21 protein-coding genes and 1 tRNA gene are annotated in these 17,873 nt (G+C 29.8%); 14 read left to right on the top strand and 8 right to left on the bottom strand.

What is annotated here, in order from left to right:
- Positions 1-302: 302 nt before the first annotated feature.
- Positions 303-503: a molybdenum cofactor biosynthesis protein gene (locus L8V85_RS03420; protein ID WP_263737474.1), complete on the bottom strand. Its 201-nt coding sequence runs from the start codon at positions 501-503 to the stop codon at positions 303-305.
- A 94-nt stretch (positions 504-597) separates the two neighbouring features.
- On the opposite strand from L8V85_RS03420, the gene L8V85_RS03415 reads away from it, so the two are divergent.
- Together L8V85_RS03415 and L8V85_RS03410 are read left to right on the top strand one after the other, a co-directional pair.
- Positions 598-1,281 (top strand): aspartate/glutamate racemase family protein, encoded by a 684-nt coding sequence (locus L8V85_RS03415; protein ID WP_263737473.1) that lies wholly within the window; start codon positions 598-600, stop codon positions 1,279-1,281.
- Positions 1,281-2,348 (top strand): tyrosine-type recombinase/integrase, encoded by a 1,068-nt coding sequence (locus L8V85_RS03410; protein WP_263737472.1) that lies wholly within the window; start codon positions 1,281-1,283, stop codon positions 2,346-2,348. Before L8V85_RS03415 ends, L8V85_RS03410 begins: the two co-directional genes overlap by 1 nt.
- Positions 2,349-2,382: 34 nt before the next feature.
- Here the strand turns inward: L8V85_RS03410 and L8V85_RS03405 are convergent, their stop codons facing one another.
- Positions 2,383-3,240, bottom strand: coding sequence for a DMT family transporter (locus L8V85_RS03405; RefSeq protein ID WP_263737471.1), 858 nt, complete (start codon positions 3,238-3,240; stop codon positions 2,383-2,385).
- A gap of 86 nt (positions 3,241-3,326) precedes the next feature.
- On the opposite strand from L8V85_RS03405, the gene murA reads away from it, so the two are divergent.
- Positions 3,327-4,583, top strand: coding sequence for a UDP-N-acetylglucosamine 1-carboxyvinyltransferase (gene murA / locus L8V85_RS03400; protein ID WP_258107352.1), 1,257 nt, complete (start codon positions 3,327-3,329; stop codon positions 4,581-4,583).
- Positions 4,580-5,740 carry a molybdopterin molybdotransferase MoeA gene (locus tag L8V85_RS03395; protein WP_263737470.1) on the top strand — a complete coding sequence of 387 codons (1,161 nt, stop codon included), beginning with the start codon at positions 4,580-4,582 and terminating at the stop codon, positions 5,738-5,740. The genes murA and L8V85_RS03395 overlap by 4 nt, the downstream gene beginning before the upstream one ends.
- 30 nt (positions 5,741-5,770) lie before the next feature.
- Here L8V85_RS03395 and L8V85_RS03390 read toward each other — a convergent pair whose 3' ends face one another.
- On the bottom strand, positions 5,771-6,067 hold the full coding sequence (locus tag L8V85_RS03390) for an invasion antigen C (RefSeq protein WP_039668370.1): 297 nt from the start codon (positions 6,065-6,067) through the stop codon (positions 5,771-5,773).
- A 108-nt stretch (positions 6,068-6,175) separates the two neighbouring features.
- Between L8V85_RS03390 and L8V85_RS03385 the strand changes: the two genes are divergently transcribed.
- From L8V85_RS03385 to L8V85_RS03345, 9 genes are all read left to right on the top strand, one after another.
- Positions 6,176-6,250, top strand: a tRNA-Gly gene (locus L8V85_RS03385).
- A gap of 72 nt (positions 6,251-6,322) precedes the next feature.
- Entirely contained in the window at positions 6,323-6,991 is a 669-nt protein-coding gene (flgA, locus tag L8V85_RS03380) for a flagellar basal body P-ring formation chaperone FlgA (protein WP_258107350.1), read from the top strand.
- Positions 6,988-7,566, top strand: coding sequence for a UbiX family flavin prenyltransferase (locus tag L8V85_RS03375; RefSeq protein WP_263659693.1), 579 nt, complete (start codon positions 6,988-6,990; stop codon positions 7,564-7,566). The genes flgA and L8V85_RS03375 overlap by 4 nt, the downstream gene beginning before the upstream one ends.
- The gene (coaD, locus tag L8V85_RS03370) at positions 7,566-8,045 is read left to right on the top strand and encodes a pantetheine-phosphate adenylyltransferase (protein ID WP_133318979.1); all 480 of its coding nucleotides are present in this window, start codon (positions 7,566-7,568) and stop codon (positions 8,043-8,045) included. The genes L8V85_RS03375 and coaD overlap by 1 nt, the downstream gene beginning before the upstream one ends.
- Positions 8,036-8,620: a dTMP kinase gene (tmk, locus tag L8V85_RS03365; RefSeq protein ID WP_263664685.1), complete on the top strand. Its 585-nt coding sequence runs from the start codon at positions 8,036-8,038 to the stop codon at positions 8,618-8,620. The genes coaD and tmk overlap by 10 nt, the downstream gene beginning before the upstream one ends.
- The gene (hisS, locus tag L8V85_RS03360; RefSeq protein WP_263737469.1) at positions 8,613-9,839 is read left to right on the top strand and encodes a histidine--tRNA ligase; all 1,227 of its coding nucleotides are present in this window, start codon (positions 8,613-8,615) and stop codon (positions 9,837-9,839) included. Before tmk ends, hisS begins: the two co-directional genes overlap by 8 nt.
- Positions 9,836-11,665 (top strand): biosynthetic arginine decarboxylase, encoded by a 1,830-nt coding sequence (speA, locus tag L8V85_RS03355; protein ID WP_263659697.1) that lies wholly within the window; start codon positions 9,836-9,838, stop codon positions 11,663-11,665. Before hisS ends, speA begins: the two co-directional genes overlap by 4 nt.
- Positions 11,662-12,264 carry a serine O-acetyltransferase gene (gene cysE, locus L8V85_RS03350; protein ID WP_263661350.1) on the top strand — a complete coding sequence of 201 codons (603 nt, stop codon included), beginning with the start codon at positions 11,662-11,664 and terminating at the stop codon, positions 12,262-12,264. The genes speA and cysE overlap by 4 nt, the downstream gene beginning before the upstream one ends.
- A complete protein-coding gene (locus L8V85_RS03345; protein WP_220566373.1) occupies positions 12,261-13,292 on the top strand; it encodes a UDP-N-acetylglucosamine--N-acetylmuramyl-(pentapeptide) pyrophosphoryl-undecaprenol N-acetylglucosamine transferase in 1,032 nt (343 codons plus the stop codon). Before cysE ends, L8V85_RS03345 begins: the two co-directional genes overlap by 4 nt.
- On the opposite strand, the gene L8V85_RS03340 is transcribed toward L8V85_RS03345, so the two are convergent.
- Genes L8V85_RS03340 through L8V85_RS03320 form a run of 5 tightly spaced genes read right to left on the bottom strand, consistent with a single transcriptional unit; the run spans position 13,285 to position 16,526 of the window.
- Positions 13,285-13,902, bottom strand: a complete 618-nt coding sequence (locus tag L8V85_RS03340) for a YggS family pyridoxal phosphate-dependent enzyme (protein WP_258107345.1) — start codon at positions 13,900-13,902, stop codon at positions 13,285-13,287. The genes L8V85_RS03345 and L8V85_RS03340 overlap by 8 nt on opposite strands.
- A 6-nt stretch (positions 13,903-13,908) precedes the next feature.
- A complete protein-coding gene (locus tag L8V85_RS03335) occupies positions 13,909-15,156 on the bottom strand; it encodes an RNA polymerase factor sigma-54 (protein WP_133318902.1) in 1,248 nt (415 codons plus the stop codon).
- Positions 15,156-15,881, bottom strand: coding sequence for an LPS export ABC transporter ATP-binding protein (gene lptB, locus L8V85_RS03330; RefSeq protein ID WP_039618272.1), 726 nt, complete (start codon positions 15,879-15,881; stop codon positions 15,156-15,158). Before lptB ends, L8V85_RS03335 begins: the two co-directional genes overlap by 1 nt.
- A complete protein-coding gene (tsaE, locus tag L8V85_RS03325) occupies positions 15,874-16,281 on the bottom strand; it encodes a tRNA (adenosine(37)-N6)-threonylcarbamoyltransferase complex ATPase subunit type 1 TsaE (RefSeq protein WP_263666543.1) in 408 nt (135 codons plus the stop codon). The genes lptB and tsaE overlap by 8 nt, the downstream gene beginning before the upstream one ends.
- A complete protein-coding gene (locus L8V85_RS03320; RefSeq protein ID WP_066007995.1) occupies positions 16,278-16,526 on the bottom strand; it encodes an RNA-binding S4 domain-containing protein in 249 nt (82 codons plus the stop codon). Before L8V85_RS03320 ends, tsaE begins: the two co-directional genes overlap by 4 nt.
- A 115-nt stretch (positions 16,527-16,641) precedes the next feature.
- Here L8V85_RS03320 and L8V85_RS03315 point away from each other — a divergent pair, with 115 nt between their 5' ends.
- A complete protein-coding gene (locus L8V85_RS03315; RefSeq protein ID WP_263737467.1) occupies positions 16,642-17,862 on the top strand; it encodes an argininosuccinate synthase in 1,221 nt (406 codons plus the stop codon).
- Positions 17,863-17,873 lie beyond the last annotated feature (11 nt).

The raw sequence follows: 17,873 nt of genomic DNA, 5'->3' as shown, positions 1-17,873 counted from the left end.
AAAAATTATACTTATTTTTTTATGGATAAATTATTTTCATCCAAAAAATAAAATGCTTTAAAATACTATATTATAGGTGTTTTAAAATACATTTTACTTATGAAAGAACAGATAAATATAAAAGTTTGAAAATTATAGTTTTCAATACAAAATATATATAATTTCAATATTTTACTATTTATCATATAATTTTACATATATATTAAGTTTAAGTTAAAATATTTTTATAGACTAAAAAAGTTAAAATGATGAGTAAAAAAAGAAATTAATACAAAAGTTTAACTTGTGTGGAGTTTTTGATTTTATTTGGATTTTTGAATTAATCTTGAAAGTTGTTTTGCTAAAAGTTTAGCACTATTTTCATTTTTACTAAGTTTTTTCATATTTTCTCTAAATTCGTAAAGTCTTTTTTCTTGTGCAAAGTCGTTATTTAAAGTATTATCTTGTTTTGAAATATTGTTTTGTTTTACTTGCTTTTGCACGGTTTTTTTCTTGAAAAACATATCATCACCCTATTTTGTTTTTTATAATTATAGCTTGATATTTTTTAAGTAAGATTTTTTTATAATTTTTATATTAATTTTAAAAGGAAAAAAATTGAAAACCATAGGTTTAATAGGCGGAATGAGTTATGAAAGCACACTTAGTTATTATGAAATTATCAATAAATTAACAAATGAAAAATTAGGAAAATTACATAGTGCCAAGATAGTTTTAACTAGCATTGATTTTGAAGAAATAGAAGAATGCCAACGAAAGAATGATTGGCAAAAAGCAAGTGAAATTTTAACCCAACATGCCCTACTTTTGCAAAAAAGTGGAGTTGATTTTATATTAATTTGCACTAATACTATGCATAAATGTTATGAAAATATACAAAAAAACATTCAAATTCCTATTTTACATATAGCTAAAGCTATGCTTTTAGAACTTCAAGAGCAAAATATCGATAAAGTGTTGTTATTAGGGACAAAATACACTATGCAAGAAGATTTTTATAAACAACTTTTAATTAATTCAAAGATTGAAGTTTTTATTCCCAAAAATGATGATATTTTAAAGCTTAATGACATTATTTTTAATGAACTTTGTAAAGGTATTATAAATGAAAAATCAAAAAGATATTTATGTGATTTGATTGCTCAATTTTCGGAGGTTCAAGGAGTGATTTTGGGTTGTACTGAACTTGGTTTGATTATAAAAGAAAACTCTAAAAAGCTATTTGATAGTGCATATATTCATGCAAAAATGGCTACTTTGAAAGCTTTGGAGAATGAGTGATGAAATATCCTCTAGATTGTGAAGAAAATTTTGAAAAGTCATTTTTATTTTGGCTTTGTAGATATGTGAAATTTAAACTTAATTCTTTATCAAATAAAGAATTAAAAGACCCCCAAGCCTTGGCTGTAGTAAATTTAGCCTTAAGTAAGGGTGTTAAAAATGTACAAGAGCTTGATGCTTATGTAAAAAAAGCAAGAAATGCAGGACTTAGCGGTGTAAATACATATTTTAATCCTTTGAAAAAACTTTATGAGTATTTGTTATTTTATAAGCTTTATTCACTAAAACAAATAGATGAAGAGCTTTTAGTAGAAATTTTAGCAAGTATTAGTGCTTCTTTGTCTGATGCGAGTAAGAAAAACTACCGTATAGCTGTGATTAATTTTTTTGCATTTTTAGATAAACAAAATGAAGAAGATCAAAAAGCACATATTTTTGATATCAACCTTAAAAATTGGGCAGGTGTAAGTGGCTCTAAAGGAGTTAAGCTACCTGAGTATATGAGTGAAGATGAAGTGAGTAAATTTTTAGATGCTATTGATAATACAGATTTTAAAAGTAATACCATACGCAATCGCTTGATTATTAAAATCATCATTTTTACAGGAATTAGGGTTAGTGAAGCTATTAATATAAAATTAAAAGATATTAGTGAAGAAAATGATCTTTATATTATACGCATTAGAGCTAAAGGTAATAAATACCGCGTTGTGATGATTAAAAAAGAGCTTATAGAACATCTTTTAAAAGATGTAAGGATAAATTATCTTTCTTATGATGGACTTTTATTTGTTAATCGCAATGGCAAAGCCCTAACCCAAGCTTATGTTTCGCGTATAGTAGAACAAATTTTATTTAAAGCAGGAATTCGCAAGCAAAAAAATGGAGCCCATATGTTAAGACATACTTTTGCTACCCTACTTTATAAAAAACAAAAAGATTTAGTTTTAGTCCAAGAAGCACTAGGGCATGCGAGTTTAAATACTTCAAGAATTTATACGCACTTTGATAATGAAAAGCTAAAATTAGCTGCAGAGGTAGCCAAAAAACTTCACGATAGAACCTAGATAGTTTTATCTAGTATTTTTTAATCACTTATTCTTAGTGTTTTTTGGCATTTAAAAACACACTAAGAATAATCAAAGCAAAAGCAAAAAGATCAATTATGCTATAAATAGTTCCTAAAAATAAAAAACTCATAAAAGCAGCAGCCACAGGTTCTATACAAGCTATCATACTAGCTTTAAAAGCCCCTATTAATTCAACTCCTTTTAAATATAAACAAAAAGCCCCTATTGTACCTATAAATACAATCGCGCTCATAGCCAAAAAGGAATTTAAAGAAAAATCATGTTTTGGGATATTTCCCTGTAATAATACAAAAAGCAAAAAAGAAGCAAATAAACTAGCCAAACCCATGATTAAAAATAAGCCATATTTTGCTATGATAAGTCTAGCACTCAAAGAATAAAATGCCACTCCAAGAGCTCCAAAAAAAGCCCAAATAACACCTCTTATGTCAAGTTTTAATGCATTAATATCCCCATTTGTTATAAGTAAAAATAAGGCAAAAAGTATTAAAAACAAAGCGATTAGCTCTATTTTTTTAGGTAAAATTTTATTTTTAAAACACATAAAAAGCATTATGATTAATGGTGCGTTGTATTGTATCATCGTGGCAGTTCCTGCATCGGTATAATAAATAGCCTTAAAATAACCATATTGAGTTATCAATAAACCAAAGATAGAAAAAATTAAAAGAGAGCTAAGTTCTTCTTTTTGCTTTAGTAATTTTAGTTTGAAATTTTTTACACCCAAAATTATTAAAATAACGCCGGTAAAAAGCAAACGATAAAAACTTACCCATTCAGCAGAATAATGATTTTTAAACAAATACTCAGCCAAAACCCCACTTATGGCCCAAAATATCCCACCAAGTATGACTAGAAAAACTCCCAAAAAATACCTTTAATCTTATTAATTTATATAATATTTGTAGTAAAATATTATTATATCATTAAATGTATATATTTCAAGGAAAATTAATGACTTATTTAGAGATTGATGGTGTTGAAAAATTAAATGGAGAAGTAATAATAAGTGGTGCAAAAAACGCTGCACTTCCTTTGATAGCTTCAAGTATTTTAGCTAAAAATGAAGTGCAAATTTCAAATTTACCAAATGTAGCAGATATTTGTACCCTACTTTCTTTGCTTGAAAATTTAGGAGCAAATTATACTTTTAAAGACAATTTTGCAAAAATAAATACAAAACATTTAAATAAAACCATAGCAAAATACGACATCGTGCGTAAAATGCGTGCTTCTATACTTACCTTAGGGCCTTTACTAGCTAGATTTGGAAATTGTGAAGTTTCTTTACCGGGAGGTTGTGCTATAGGCCAACGCCCTATTGATTTACACCTTTTAGCTTTAGAAAAAATGGGAGCTAATATTGAGATTAAACAAGGCTATGTAGTAGCTAGTGGAGGGCTTAGGGGTGCTGATGTGATGTTTGATAAAATCACTGTTACAGGCAGTGAAAATATCATTATGGCAGCAGCCCTAGCTCATGGTAAAACTAGACTTTTAAATGTTGCTAAAGAGCCTGAAGTAGTGCAACTTTGTGAGGTTTTAGCTAGGGCTGGGCTTGATATACAAGGCATAGGATCTTCTGAACTTGAAATTTATGGCACAAGTGGAGAACTTTTAGAATTTAAACCTTTTGAAATCATTCCTGATCGTATTGAAGCAGGAACTTATTTGTGTGCAGGAGCTATCACTAACTCAAAAATCACTCTAAAAAAAGTCAATGCAAGCCATCTTAGCGCAGTTTTAGCAAAGCTAGAGCAAATGGGCTTTAGTTTTGATATTAATGAAGATAGTATTAGTATAAATCCTGCTAAAGAAATCAAACCAGTTGAAATTTTAACTAGCGAATATCCAGGTTTTCCAACGGATATGCAAGCACAATTTATGGCTTTAGCTTTAAAAGCAAATGGTGCAAGTATTATTGATGAGAGATTATTTGAAAATCGTTTTATGCATGTAAGTGAGCTTTTAAGAATGGGAGCTGATATAAGATTAAACGGGCATATTGCTACTATAAATGGCACTAAAGAGCTTTTGGGAGCTGATGTTATGGCTACTGATTTGCGTGCGTCTTCTGCTTTGATTTTAGCGGCTTTAGCAGCTAAGGGAACTAGTAAAATTCATAGAATTTATCATCTTGATAGAGGGTATGAAAATTTAGAAGAAAAATTTAAAAAACTAGGCGCAAGTATAAGAAGGCTTGAAGAATGAGAGATATTTTTGCAACTTTAGATTTTTTAAAAGAACAAATCAAAACAAAAAATGAATTTCAAAAAGTAAATTTGACACAAGCTTTGGGGTGTATTTTATATGAAGATGTTTTTGTGAAAAAAAACCTACCCGCTTTTGATAATTCTGCCCTAGATGGCTATGCGCTAAATTATACACATAAGAATGAATTGCTAAAAATAAAAGGAAGTATTTTAGCAGGCGATAAAAATGATTATATTATAGAAAAAAATGAATGCTATAAAATCATGACAGGAGCTAAAATTCCTCAAAATGCAAATACCATTTTAATGTTTGAAGAAGCTTTGCTTGAAGATGAAAAGCTCAATGCCAAAAACGCTAAAGAAAACAATGCCATTCGCTTTAAAGGCGAGGAAGCAAAGCTTGGAGAGCTTTTGTTTAAAAAGGGACAAAAAATCACTTCAGGTATGATAGCTATGCTTGCTGCTCAAGGAATTTATGAGTTAAATGTCGTTAAAAAATTGCGTGTTGGGATTTTTTCAAGTGGAGATGAGCTTGTAGAACCTTGGGAAAATGCTGATGAATACAGCATATATAATGCAAATGCTTTTGGAATTTATGCTATTTTGCAAGATTATGCTGATGTTGAGTATTTAGGACTTATAAAAGATGATTTAAATGCATATAAAAAGCTTTTAGAAAATAAAGAATTTGATATGCTTGTAAGCAGTGGTGGAGCTAGCGTGGGTGAGGCTGATTTTATCAAACAAGCTTTACTTGAGTGTGATTTTAGCCCTATTTTTGAAAAAGTAAATGCTAAACTTTGTAAGCATGTAAAACTTTTTAGCAAAAGCGATATGCTTTTTCTAGCCCTACCGGGAAATCCTTTGGCCTCTTTAGTTTCAACGCATATTTTTGCAAAAAATATACTCAATTTACTTTATGGTAAAGAACTTTTGGAATTTGATAAAGCAAGATTGACTAAAGATTTAAATTTCAAAGGCCAAAGAAATGATTTTGCTTTTGGAAAATTAGTCGATGGGTATTTTAAACCAAGCGAAGCTAAATTTGGTTCAGGTATGCTAAAACCTTTATGTGAAAACACGCATATTTTAATCACGCAAATTGATGATACAAAATTAGTAAAAGATCAAGAAGTTAAAGTTTTAAAAATTTAATAGAGTATTGCACTACCCTATTTTGAATGATTAACTTCTTGCTTTATCTAAAGTTTTAAAAAGATTGTTTAAGATATTTTCTTCATTTTTTTGGTATTTGCTTTGGCGTAATTTCTCCCAAGCATATACGCTATAATCTTTAGAAATTGAACCTATATTTAAATCTGTATTACTAAAAGCATTGTTGCTATCTTTTTTATACTCTTTTTCCTCTTTGTCTTTAAGTGCATTAAGTGTAGCTTGAAATTCATCTGAAGATGTGTTTTTTTCTTTGATTTTTGTCATATTGTTTAAGGCTAGCGGACTATTTTTATCATTTACTTGCATGAGTTGCTCCTTTTAAAATTTAATAATCACAAGCAAAAAACATTCCTTAATTTTAAAAACTTGACAATAAAATAAAGTTTTGATAAAATCACACTCTACTTTCAAAATGCGGGAATAGCTCAGGGGTAGAGCACAACCTTGCCAAGGTTGGGGTCGCGAGTTCGAATCTCGTTTCCCGCTCCACTTCTTTTAACTAAAATCAAACTTTTTTGATGTATTATATAATTAATATATTTTATATAAGAGGTTGCTGTATTGTTTTTTAAACAAATCATTCTAGTTTTATTTTTCTATACTTTAAGTTTTGCTTCGAATTTTGATGAAGTAAAATTAGCTTTGATTAAAGAATTTAAAATAAATTATCCGCAGTTAGAAATCATTTCTTTGGATCTTAACACTCAATCAAGTTTGCCTGCTGATTTTAATCAATATATTTTTTTAAAGCTAGGTAATCATAATTTTGATAGAGCCGATGGTTTTATAAAGGCTGAATTTAAAACTCCAGAGCAGTTTAAAAAAAATATATTTTTTAAGTATTTTTTAAAGGCAAAATTAGAAGTTTTACAAACCACGCGTCCTATTGCGCGTAATGAAAATTTAAGTCCTGCTAGTTTTAAAATTTTAAAAATTCCTTTTGATAAAGCTCCCCAAGGTGTATTAAAAAAAGATGAAATCACAAATTTAATAGCCAAAAGCAATATAAGAGAAAATATGATTTTAAAATATAATATGTTTAAAACCAAAACCCTTATACAAAGAAATGATTCTGTTTATGGTATTATCAAAGATGGGGATTTAAGCATGATGATAGAATTAAAAGCCTTGCAAAGTGGGAATTTAAACCAAAGAATTCGCCTTAAAAATAAAGATGGAAAAGTCGTGCATGGTAAAGTTATTAGTAAAAATTATGTGGAGCTAAAATGAGAAAAATTTTAGTAGGTATTAGCGGAGCTAGTTCTTGCGAGCTTGGCTTTTTATTATTAAAACATTTAAAAGAAAAAGGACAAATTTATGCTATTGTGAGTAAAAATGCAAAAATAAGCTTTATAAAAGAAAATTCCCTTTTGCAAAATATAGACTTTTTGCAACACATAAAAGATAAATTTGAGCTTGAACATGTAAATTTTTTAGATAATGAAGACATTAGTCAATGCGTAGCAAGCGGATCTTTTGGCATAGAAACGACTTTTATCACACCTTGCTCGATTAATACTTTAGCAAAAGTTGCTTGCGGTATAAATGATACTTTACTTACAAGAGCTGCAGGAGTGGCTTTAAAAGAACGCAAAAAGCTCATACTTGGAGTAAGAGAAATGCCCTATTCTACTTTAAATTTAGAACAAATGGCTAAACTTTCTAGTTATGGAGTTATCATCGCTCCTCCTGTAATGGCAAGTTATGCTAAGATTGATAATTTAGAAAAATTATATGAATTTATCATAGGAAAATGGCTTGATTTAGCAAATATTGAGCATAATTTATACCAAAGGTGGCAATGATGGCTAGTTGTGTGTATCCAGGAACATTTGATCCTATCACTAATGGACATTTAGATGTTATCATTAGAGCTAGCAAGATGTTTGAAGAGGTGGTAGTTGCTATAGCTAAAAGTGAAAGTAAAAAGCCTATGTTTAGTCTAGAGCATAGAGAAAAAATGGTAAAAATTGCTACAAAAGACTTAAAAAATGTTAAAATTACAACTTTTGATAACTTACTAGTAGATCTTGCTAAAAATTTGCAAATAAATATCATTATAAGAGGCTTAAGAGCGGTGAGTGATTTTGAGTATGAATTACAACTTGGCTATGCAAATCACATGCTTTGGGAAGATTTTGAAACTATATATCTTATGCCAAATTTAAAAAATTCTTTTATTTCAAGCTCCATAGTAAGATCAATTTGTGCCCATAATGGTGATGTGAGCAAGCTTGTGCCAAAAGAAATTATACCTTTATTAAAGGAGAGAGATTGTATATAGCTTTTGAAGGGGTTGATTGTGTGGGTAAAAGCACACAGATAGAACTTTTAAAAAAATATTTTCATAATGCATTTTTTACTAAAGAACCAGGTGGAAGTGAGCTTGGAGTGCATTTGAGAAAAATTTTATTAGAAAGCAAAATACATTTTTCTAAAAAAGCTGAGCTTTTACTTTTTTTAGCAGATAGAGCAAATTTAATCGACATGCATTTAGCACAAAATAAAAACAAACTTATCATTTCAGATCGTAGTTTTATTTCTAATATGGCTTATGCAAGATGTGATTTTGATCAAAATATTTTATTTGAGTTAAATTCTTTCGCCACAGGTGGACTTTTTCCACAAAAGGTTGTGTTTTTGCATGGCTCTAAAGAGCTTATCGCACAAAGACTTTCTAAAAAAGATCTAGATAGTATTGAAAAAAGAGGGGTTGAATATTTTTTAAATATACAAAATGCCCTAGAAGAAACTTTAGAGTTTTTAAAAATTAAGATAGATATAAAAATTTTAAAATTAGATGCTTCTTTGAGTATTGAAATTTTACATGAAAAGATTAAGGAATTTATAGATGATTAATGCTTTAAAAGGAATGAAAGATTTACAAGATGATCAAGCTACTCTTTATGAAAAAGTGGTAAAAACTTGTGAAGAAGTAGCTAAAAACTATGGTTTTACTTTTATTAATTGTCCGCATTTAGAACTTACTAAGCTTTTTAAAAGAAGTGTTGGAGAAAGCTCTGATATAGTTGGCAAAGAAATGTATGAATTTGTTGATAAAGCAGGCAATGAAGTGTGTTTAAGGCCTGAAGGGACAGCTGGGGTGGTAAGATCATACATAGAAGCTAAAATGGACAAGGCTCAAAGTGTTAAAAGATGGTTTTACCATGGCTCTATGTTTCGCTATGAAAGGCCACAAAAAGGAAGATTGCGTGAATTTCATCAATTTGGAGTAGAAAGCTTTGGTGTAGCAAGTGTGTATGAGGATGCGAGTATTATTTTAATGCTAAATGAAATTTTCAAACGCTTAGAAATTCACACAAGTTTGAAGATTAATTCTTTAGGCTGTAAAGAATGTATGGGTGTATATAAAGAAAAACTCATAGCTTTTTTAAATTCTAAAGAAGGTTTTTGTGAAGATTGCTTAAGAAGAAAAGACTTAAATCCTATTAGAGTGCTTGATTGTAAAAATGATCATTGTCAAAGTTTAATCGAAAATGCGCCAAAACTAAGTGAAAATTTATGCTCATGTTGCAAGAAAGATTATGAAAAATTACAAAAACTTTTAAAAGAAAATGATGTTGAATTTGAATGTGATGAAAAATTAGTGCGTGGGCTTGATTATTATTCTAAAAGTGCATTTGAGTTTGTTAGCGATGAAATCGGTGCAAAAGCTGCCGTAGCAGGTGGTGGAAGGTATGATAGATTAATTGAATACTTAGATGGTAAAAGTGGTTATGGCGTGGGTTTTGCTATGGGTATAGAAAGGATTATGGCTATTTTAGAGCAAAAACAAAGCGTAAAATCAAGAGAAGGAATTTATCTTTGTGCTATGGATGAAGCTTATATAGATACTATTTTTAAATTAGCAAATACTTTAAGAAAAAAACATAAGGTATATTTAAGCTATGAAGCAAAAAAACTTGCAAAGCATTTAAACCAAGCAGATAATGCTAATGCTGAAATCTTTTTGTGTATAGGCGAAGATGAAATGAAAAAAGAAGAGATTTTTTATAAAAATTTAGAAAATAAAGATACTAAAAATATAAAATTAGCAAATTTGGAGAATGAGTTATGATTGATTATGGTATTAATATTTGGGGTGCAAATAATTTTATCATTGAAAATGGCAAAGTATGTGTAAATCATGGTAAAAAACCTGCCATTATAGATATAGTAAATACTTTGCGCGATGATGGTTATAAGGGGCCATTGTTGCTTCGTTTTCCTCATTTAATCCATAAGCAAATTGAGCAAATTTATAATAAATTTGCTAAAGCAAAAAAAGAATTTAACTATAAAGGTTCTTTTAACGCTGTATATCCTTTAAAAGTCAATCAATATCCAGGTTTTGTAAAAAATTTAGTTAATCTAGGTAAAGAATACAACTATGGCTTAGAGGCAGGAAGTAAGGCTGAGCTTTTGCTAGCTATGGCTTATAACAATGAAGGTGCACCTATAACAGTTAATGGCTTTAAAGATAAAGAACTCATAAATATGGGCTTTATAGCGTGTGAAATGGGTCATAATATCACTTTAACTATGGAAGGACTTAATGAGCTTGAAGCGATGATTGAAATTGCTAAAAATCGTTTTAAGCCAAAGCCAAATATAGGCTTAAGGGTGCGTTTGCATTCAGCTGGAGTAGGAATTTGGGCAAAAAGTGGTGGTATAAATTCAAAATTTGGTTTAACATCCACTGAACTGATTGAAGCGGTAAATCTTTTAAAAGCTAATAAACTTTTAGAGCAATTTACTATGATACATTTTCATTTAGGCTCACAAATTACTGAAATTCATCCTTTGAAAAAAGCTCTAAATGAAGCGGGTAATATCTACACCGAGCTTAGAAAAATGGGGGCAAAAAATTTAAAAGCTATTAATCTTGGTGGAGGTTTAGCGGTAGAATACTCTCAGTTTAAAAACGAAACAAGCAGAAATTACACCTTAAGTGAGTATGCAAACGATGTTGTGTTTATTTTAAAAGGTATTGCAGAACAAAAAAAAGATTTAGAGCCTGATATTTTTATAGAAAGTGGGCGTTTTGTAGCAGCAAATCATGCTGTTTTAGTAGCGCCTGTTTTAGAGCTTTTTTCTCAAGAATACACAGAAAGCAAGCTTTTATTAAAAGATAAAAACCCAAAACTTATTGATGAACTTTATGATTTGTATAAAAACATTAAAGCTTCTAATGCACTTGAGTATTTACATGATAGCATTGATCATATGGAGAGTATTTTAACCTTGTTTGATTTGGGTTATGTAGATTTACAAGATCGCTCTAATAGTGAAATTTTAGTACATTTGATTATGAGAAAAGCTATTTCTTTGGTGGGTGATCAAGCTGATTTATCGAGTTTGCAAAATGAAGTGCAAGAAAAATATTTAGTGAATTTTTCAGTATTTCAGTCTTTACCTGATTTTTGGGGTTTAGAGCAAAATTTCCCTATCATGCCACTTGATAGACTCAATAAAAAGCCAACTAGAAGTGCAAGTATATGGGATATAACTTGTGATAGCGATGGAGAAATTTCTTATTCTAAAGATAATCCTTTGTTTTTACATGATATTGATGTAGAAGCTGAAGATTATTTTTTAGGATTTTTCCTAGTGGGAGCTTATCAAGAAGTGCTTGGCATGAAGCATAATCTTTTTACACATCCAACTGAAGCTTGTATAAGTATTAATGAAAAGGGTTTTGAAGTAGAAAGCGTGCTAGAGGCTCAATCTATTTTAGATACCTTAGAAGATCTTGATTATGATGTGCATGCAATTATGGACAATATTAATGAAAAAATTTATGCTTCAAAACTTGTAAATGAAAATCAAAAAAAACATATTTTGGGTGAAATTTATTTATTTTTAAATGATAATGGATACTTAAAAAGTATAGGTTCTAAATGAGTATTTTTAAACTAATCAAAGAAGATTTTTCTATGCCAAAACAAAAAGATCCTGCATATAGATCTTGGATTGAATTAGTTTTTAACTATCCTGGTGTTTGGGCTGTGGTAAATTATCGTTTTGCGCATTTTTTTTATATCAAAAATTATAAACGCATAGCAAGAATGATTAGTGGAATTTCTCAGTTTTTAACAGGGGTTGATTTGCATCCTGGAGCTACGCTAGGTAGAAGGATATTTATAGATCATGCAATAGGTGTGGTAGTAGGTGAAACAGCTATAATTGGTAATGATGTGATTATCTATCAAGGAGTAACCTTAGGTGGTACAAGTTTAGATAAAAATACCAAAAGACATCCTACTATAGAAGATGGTGTGATCATAGGCTCTGGGGCTAAAATTTTAGGTAATATTACCATAGGTAAAAATGCAAAAATAGGTTCAAATGCAGTTGTATTAAAAGATGTTGAGCCAAATTTAACAGCTATTGGTATACCTGCTTATATTAAAGAATTTCAAATAAGCCAAAAAGAGAGAATTCAAAAACTAGAGGAAAGAATTAAATTTTTAGAAGAAAAACTAAATAAAGAGGACAAATGATAGCAATTACAGGTGGAGGCACGGGAGGGCATTTGGCTATAGCTAGATGTTTATTGCAAAGTGCAAGAAAACAAGGCATAGAATGTATTTACATAGGAAGTGAAAATGGCCAAGATAGACTTTGGTTTGAAAATGAAAATGGTTTTTATAAAAAATATTTTCTAAGCTCTCAAGGCGTTGTTAATAAAAAAGGCTTAGCTAAAGTTCAATCATTTTTACATATTTTAAAACTTGCAAGAAAAACAAAACAAATTTTAAAAGAACATAATATTAAAGCAGTTTTTAGTGTGGGTGGATATAGCAGTGCCCCAGGCGCTTTTGGTGCTTTAATGGCAAATATCCCACTTTTAATCCATGAGCAAAATTCAAAAATAGGAAGTTTAAATTCAATTTTAAAGCCTTTTTCTAAAGCTTTTTTTACTGCTTTTGACGATCAGATTGATAAAGCAAATACTTTCTTTTGTCCTTATCCTATCAGCGAGATTTTTTCTCAAAAAGCAAGAGTGAGAAAAGAATTAAAAAATATTATTTTTCTTGGTGGCTCTCAAGGGGCTAAATTTATTAATGACCTTGCTTTAGAAAATGCTTTATACTTTAAAGAAAAAGGCATAAATATCATCCATCAATGTGGTAAGAATGATTATGAAAGATGTAAAAAAGCTTATGAGGATTTAAATGTCAAAGTAGAGCTTTTTGACTTCGATAAAAACATTATAGATAAAATTTCTAAAGCAGATTTAGCTATATCAAGATCAGGTGCAAGTAGTCTTTTTGAGCTTAGTGCAAATTTACTTCCTTGTATTTTTATTCCTTATCCATATGCGGCTAAAAATCATCAATATTTTAATGCTTTGTATTTAAAAGAGCGTAATTTATGTGAAATTTTAACCCAAGAAGAAAAACATCAATTTTTAAATTTGGTAGAAAATTTCTCACTAGAAGAAAAATCTATAGCCTTGCAAGGATTAAAAAGTGAAAATGGCGCAGATTTTATGATAGAAAAAGCAAAACAAATGGGGTTTATTTAAATAAAATACTCCCCAAACGCACCATATTTGAACCACATTTTATAGCTAGTTCAAAATCCCCACTCATACCCATGGAGCAAATTTTTGCCCCGTGTTTTTGTAAAATTTCATAGATTTTAAAAGTTTGCTCAAAGCTTTCTTGAACTTTTTCCTCATCCATAGAGCCTATACACATAATGCCTGTAAGGTTTAAATTTTTACACTCTTCTTGTATTTGTAAATACTCTTCTATGGCCTTATTTTGCTCTATGCCACTTTTAGAACTTTCATTGGCAGTATTGATTTCTAATAAAGTATCTAATTTATAATCAAGTCTTTTATCTACGGCTTTGGCGATTTTTAAGCCATTGCAAGATTGCCAAAGTAATGGGTTTTGTTTGATTAAAAGATTGATTTTGTTACTTTGAAGATTGCCTATAAAATGCCATTTGATTTCTAAATCTTGAAGTTTTTCTTTTTTTAAAGCTAAAGCTTGGACTTGATTTTCTCCAAACTCTACAACACCTTGCTTAAAAAGTTCTCGAATTTGTTCATCTTGAACATACTTGCTAGCTGCTACTAAACGCACATTTTGTTTTATGGTTTTTTCAAAAATACTTTCTAAATTCATCTTTTCCTACATCAATTCATATAATTTTTTACGCTCACTTGAGCTTCCTATACCAAGTTGCATACGATATTTAGTGATAGTCCTACGCCCTAGTTGCACACTTGGGAATTCTTTTTGAGTGAGTTCAAGAATTTTCAAATCACTCAAAGGTTTTTTAGGATTTTCTTTTTTAATTAAATTACTAAGAAAATCTTTGATTGTAGCATTAGAAGTTTCGCCATCATCAACTGCGGTGGTAAAGAAAGATTTTAAAGGTATTAAACCTCTATCACAACTTAAGTATTTGTTTGCAATTGCCCTTGAAATAGTAGAAGCATTTCTTTCAAGATCTTGTGCTAAATCTTTAAGCTGCATAGGTTTGATATCCCCACCCATGAAAAAATCATATTGATATTCTATAATCATAAGCCCTAGTTTATAAAGGGTAGCTTTACGCATAGCTAGTGCATCGATTAAATTTTTTGCATCTTTTAAATAAGCACTTAAAAACTCATGATCTAAACCATCTGCTTCAAAAGCAATTTCAGGATAATAATCATCATTAATTTTAATTTTAATTTCACCATTTTCTTGATAAATAAATATATCAGGAATGATTTCCATGCTCTCTTCAAAATACTCCAAAAAAGGTGGAATGGAGATTTTTTTAATTATCGCTATAGCCTTTTTATACAAAGGATCTTTGATAAAATCTTTTGCATTTTCTAAATTTAAAATTAACATTTTGCAAAACTCATAAAGCTCATCATCTAAGTCAAAATGCTCTAATGCAAAAATAAAAGCTTCTTGATTGTCTTTTGCACCTACTCCAATAGGCTCAAGATACTTAAATCTTTGTCTGATTTTTTCTACTTCTAAAGGATCAAATTCACCTAAAATTTCTTCATCATATTCAAAATAACCTTCATGATTTAAACATTCTATGATTTTTTCAGCAATGGTTTGGGATTTTTTAGTGGGAAAAAATGGTGGTATGATTTGCTCGCTTAAAAGTTCATATACATTTTTTACTTCCAAGCTTTTTGCATCAATCATTTGCGTAGTGGTATTTTTACTAAAATACTCTTGATAATACTTGTTTTGATTGTTTGTAATGCTTGAGTTTTCTTTGATCTCTATAAAAGGATTTTCTTTAGCAAATTCATCTAAACTTTCTTTTAGATCTTCAATATTAGCTTGCAATATAGGAAGCCAAGATCTTAAGGTTTGTGATAGTTTTGCTTTTTGTGTTATAGAGGTTTTTTGTTTAAGCATTATTCAAGTCTAAACTCACTTCCAAGATAATATTTTTTAACATCTTCATTATGCGCAATTTCATTAGCATTACCACTAGCTAGCAACCTTCCACTTCTAATCACATAAGCTCTATCGCAAATTGCTAAAGTTTCTCTTACATTATGATCAGTGATTAAAACACCTATATTCATAGCTTTTAAATCATTAATCAAGCTTTGAATTTCACTCACTGCGATAGGATCAACCCCAGCAAATGGTTCATCTAAAAGTAAAAATTTAGGATCACACATAAGTGATCTTGCGATTTCACAACGCCTTCTTTCACCCCCGCTTAAGCTCATACCTTTTCTGTGCCTAATAGGCTCTATGCTAAGTAATTCTAGCATTTGTTCTATCTTTTGTTCTAATAAATTTTTATCCTTATATATTACTTGGGCGGCTAAAAGTAAATTTTCTTCTACGCTTAAGTCTTTAAAAACACTACTTTCTTGAGGTAAATACCCAATGCCAAGCTTTGCTCTTTTATTAAGCGGTTCTTTTGTGATATCTTGTGAGTCTAAAAACACCTGTCCACTTGTTGGTAAAATAAGCCCACATATCATATAAAAACTCGTAGTTTTTCCTGCTCCATTAGGCCCTAAAAGTCCTACAACTTCTCCACTTTGCACTTCTAGCGAAACATCGTGTATGATTTTTGTTTTTTTAATGATTTTTTCTAAATTTCTAGCTTCTAGCTTACTCATGTATTATATACTTTCTTTTATTTTCATAAGGAATGATTTGTAAAATTATATTAAAAATTTGATATTTATCTAAATATTTTTTTAATTTTTCATCACCCCACTCTACCAAATGCAAATCCTCTTCAAAAAAATTTTCAATCAAGCCATTTTTTAAAAGTCCATCAAAACCTTCTTGATAAATATCATAATGATACATTTTACCTTGTTGAAAATCATACTCTTGCATGATAGAAAATGTAGGAGAATTAAGCGTTTTTTCTACTCCAAGAAATTGAGCATAATTTTGTACTAAAGTAGTTTTACCGCTTGCTAAATCCCCTTGAAGTAAAATAACTCCATTTTTAGGTAAAATTTCACAAAGCTTATAAAGCTCATTTTGGCTTAAAATCATTTCTTTCATTGGATTTTTACCACATATTTTTCTTGCATAGCTTTTGGTATGCTTTTGGTTGTTGGTATATCTAAGACTTTATAGGTATTGGTATATTCTATAAATTTAATGCTTATTTCATCGCCAATTTTTACTTCTTTACTAGCTTTAACTACTTGATTGTTTATACTTACTACACCACTTTTACACATATCTTCTGAAATAGCACGACGCTTAGTAATATTAACTACATTTAAAAATTTATCTATTCTCATAAAAATATTTTATCAAAAAATACAAGAAAATGTTATAAAATGTCTAAATATTTTACATTATATTAAGCTAAATTCGTTAAATTTTACAATCATTTTTTTACAAAGAGGAAAGACAATGAAAAAAGATATTAAAAAAGTAGTTTTAGCATATTCTGGCGGACTTGATACAAGTATAATTTTAAAATGGCTACAAGATGAGTATAAATGTGAAGTAGTAACTTTCACAGCAGATATTGGACAAGGCGAAGAGCTTGAACCTGCTAGAAAAAAAGCGCTTTCTTTGGGTGTAAAAGAAGAAAATATTTTTATTCAAGATTTAAAAGATGAATTTGTAAAAGATTATGTGTTTCCTATGTTTAGAGCAAATGCTATTTATGAAGGAGAATATTTACTAGGTACAAGTATAGCAAGACCTTTGATAGCAAAAGCTTTAGTAGAAATAGCAAATAAAACTAATGCAGATGCTATTAGTCATGGAGCAACAGGTAAAGGAAATGATCAAGTGCGTTTTGAATTAGGTGCTTTGGCGCTAAATCCAAATTTAGCCATTATTGCTCCTTGGAGAGAATGGGATTTAAATAGCCGTGAAAAACTTTTAGCTTATGCACAAAAACATGGTATTGATATAGCTAAAAAGCCAGGTAAGTCACCTTATTCTATGGATGCAAATTTATTGCATATTTCTTATGAGGGTTTAGTACTTGAAGATCCTGCTGCTAAACCTGAAGCGGATATGTGGCGTTGGGTGAAAGATTTAAAAGAAACTCCAAATGAAAGCGAAGTGATAGATCTTGAGTTTAGTAAAGGCGATTTATGTGCTATTAATGGAGAAAAAATGTCTCCTGCGCAGCTTTTAGCAAAACTTAATGGGCTTGGTGCAAAACATGGTATAGGTCGTCTTGATATTGTTGAAAATCGCTATGTGGGTATGAAAAGTAGAGGTTGTTATGAAACTCCGGGTGGAAGCATACTTTTAAAGGCACACCGTGCTATAGAAAGTATCACTCTTGATAGAGAAGCAGCACATTTAAAAGATGAATTAATGCCAAAATATGCAAGTTTAATTTATAATGGCTATTGGTTCTCGCCTGAAAGATTAATGCTTCAAGCTTTAATTGATGAGTCGCAAAAATATATAAATGGCAAAGTTAAACTTGAATTATATAAAGGCAATGTAATGGTAATAGGCAGAGAAAGCGCAAATGATAGCTTATTTAGTGAGGCTTATTGTACTTTTGAAGAAGATGCTGTGTATGATCAAAAAGATGCAGCAGGCTTTATAAGATTAAATGCTTTGAGATTTATCATCGCAGGTAAAAATGGAAGAAAATTTTAAAAAAGGAAAAC

The organism is Campylobacter sp. IFREMER_LSEM_CL2090 (assembly GCF_025771865.1).
Classification (GTDB): Bacteria; Campylobacterota; Campylobacteria; order Campylobacterales; family Campylobacteraceae; genus Campylobacter_D; species Campylobacter_D lari_D.
This window is presented reverse-complemented; position numbering and strand designations above follow the sequence as displayed.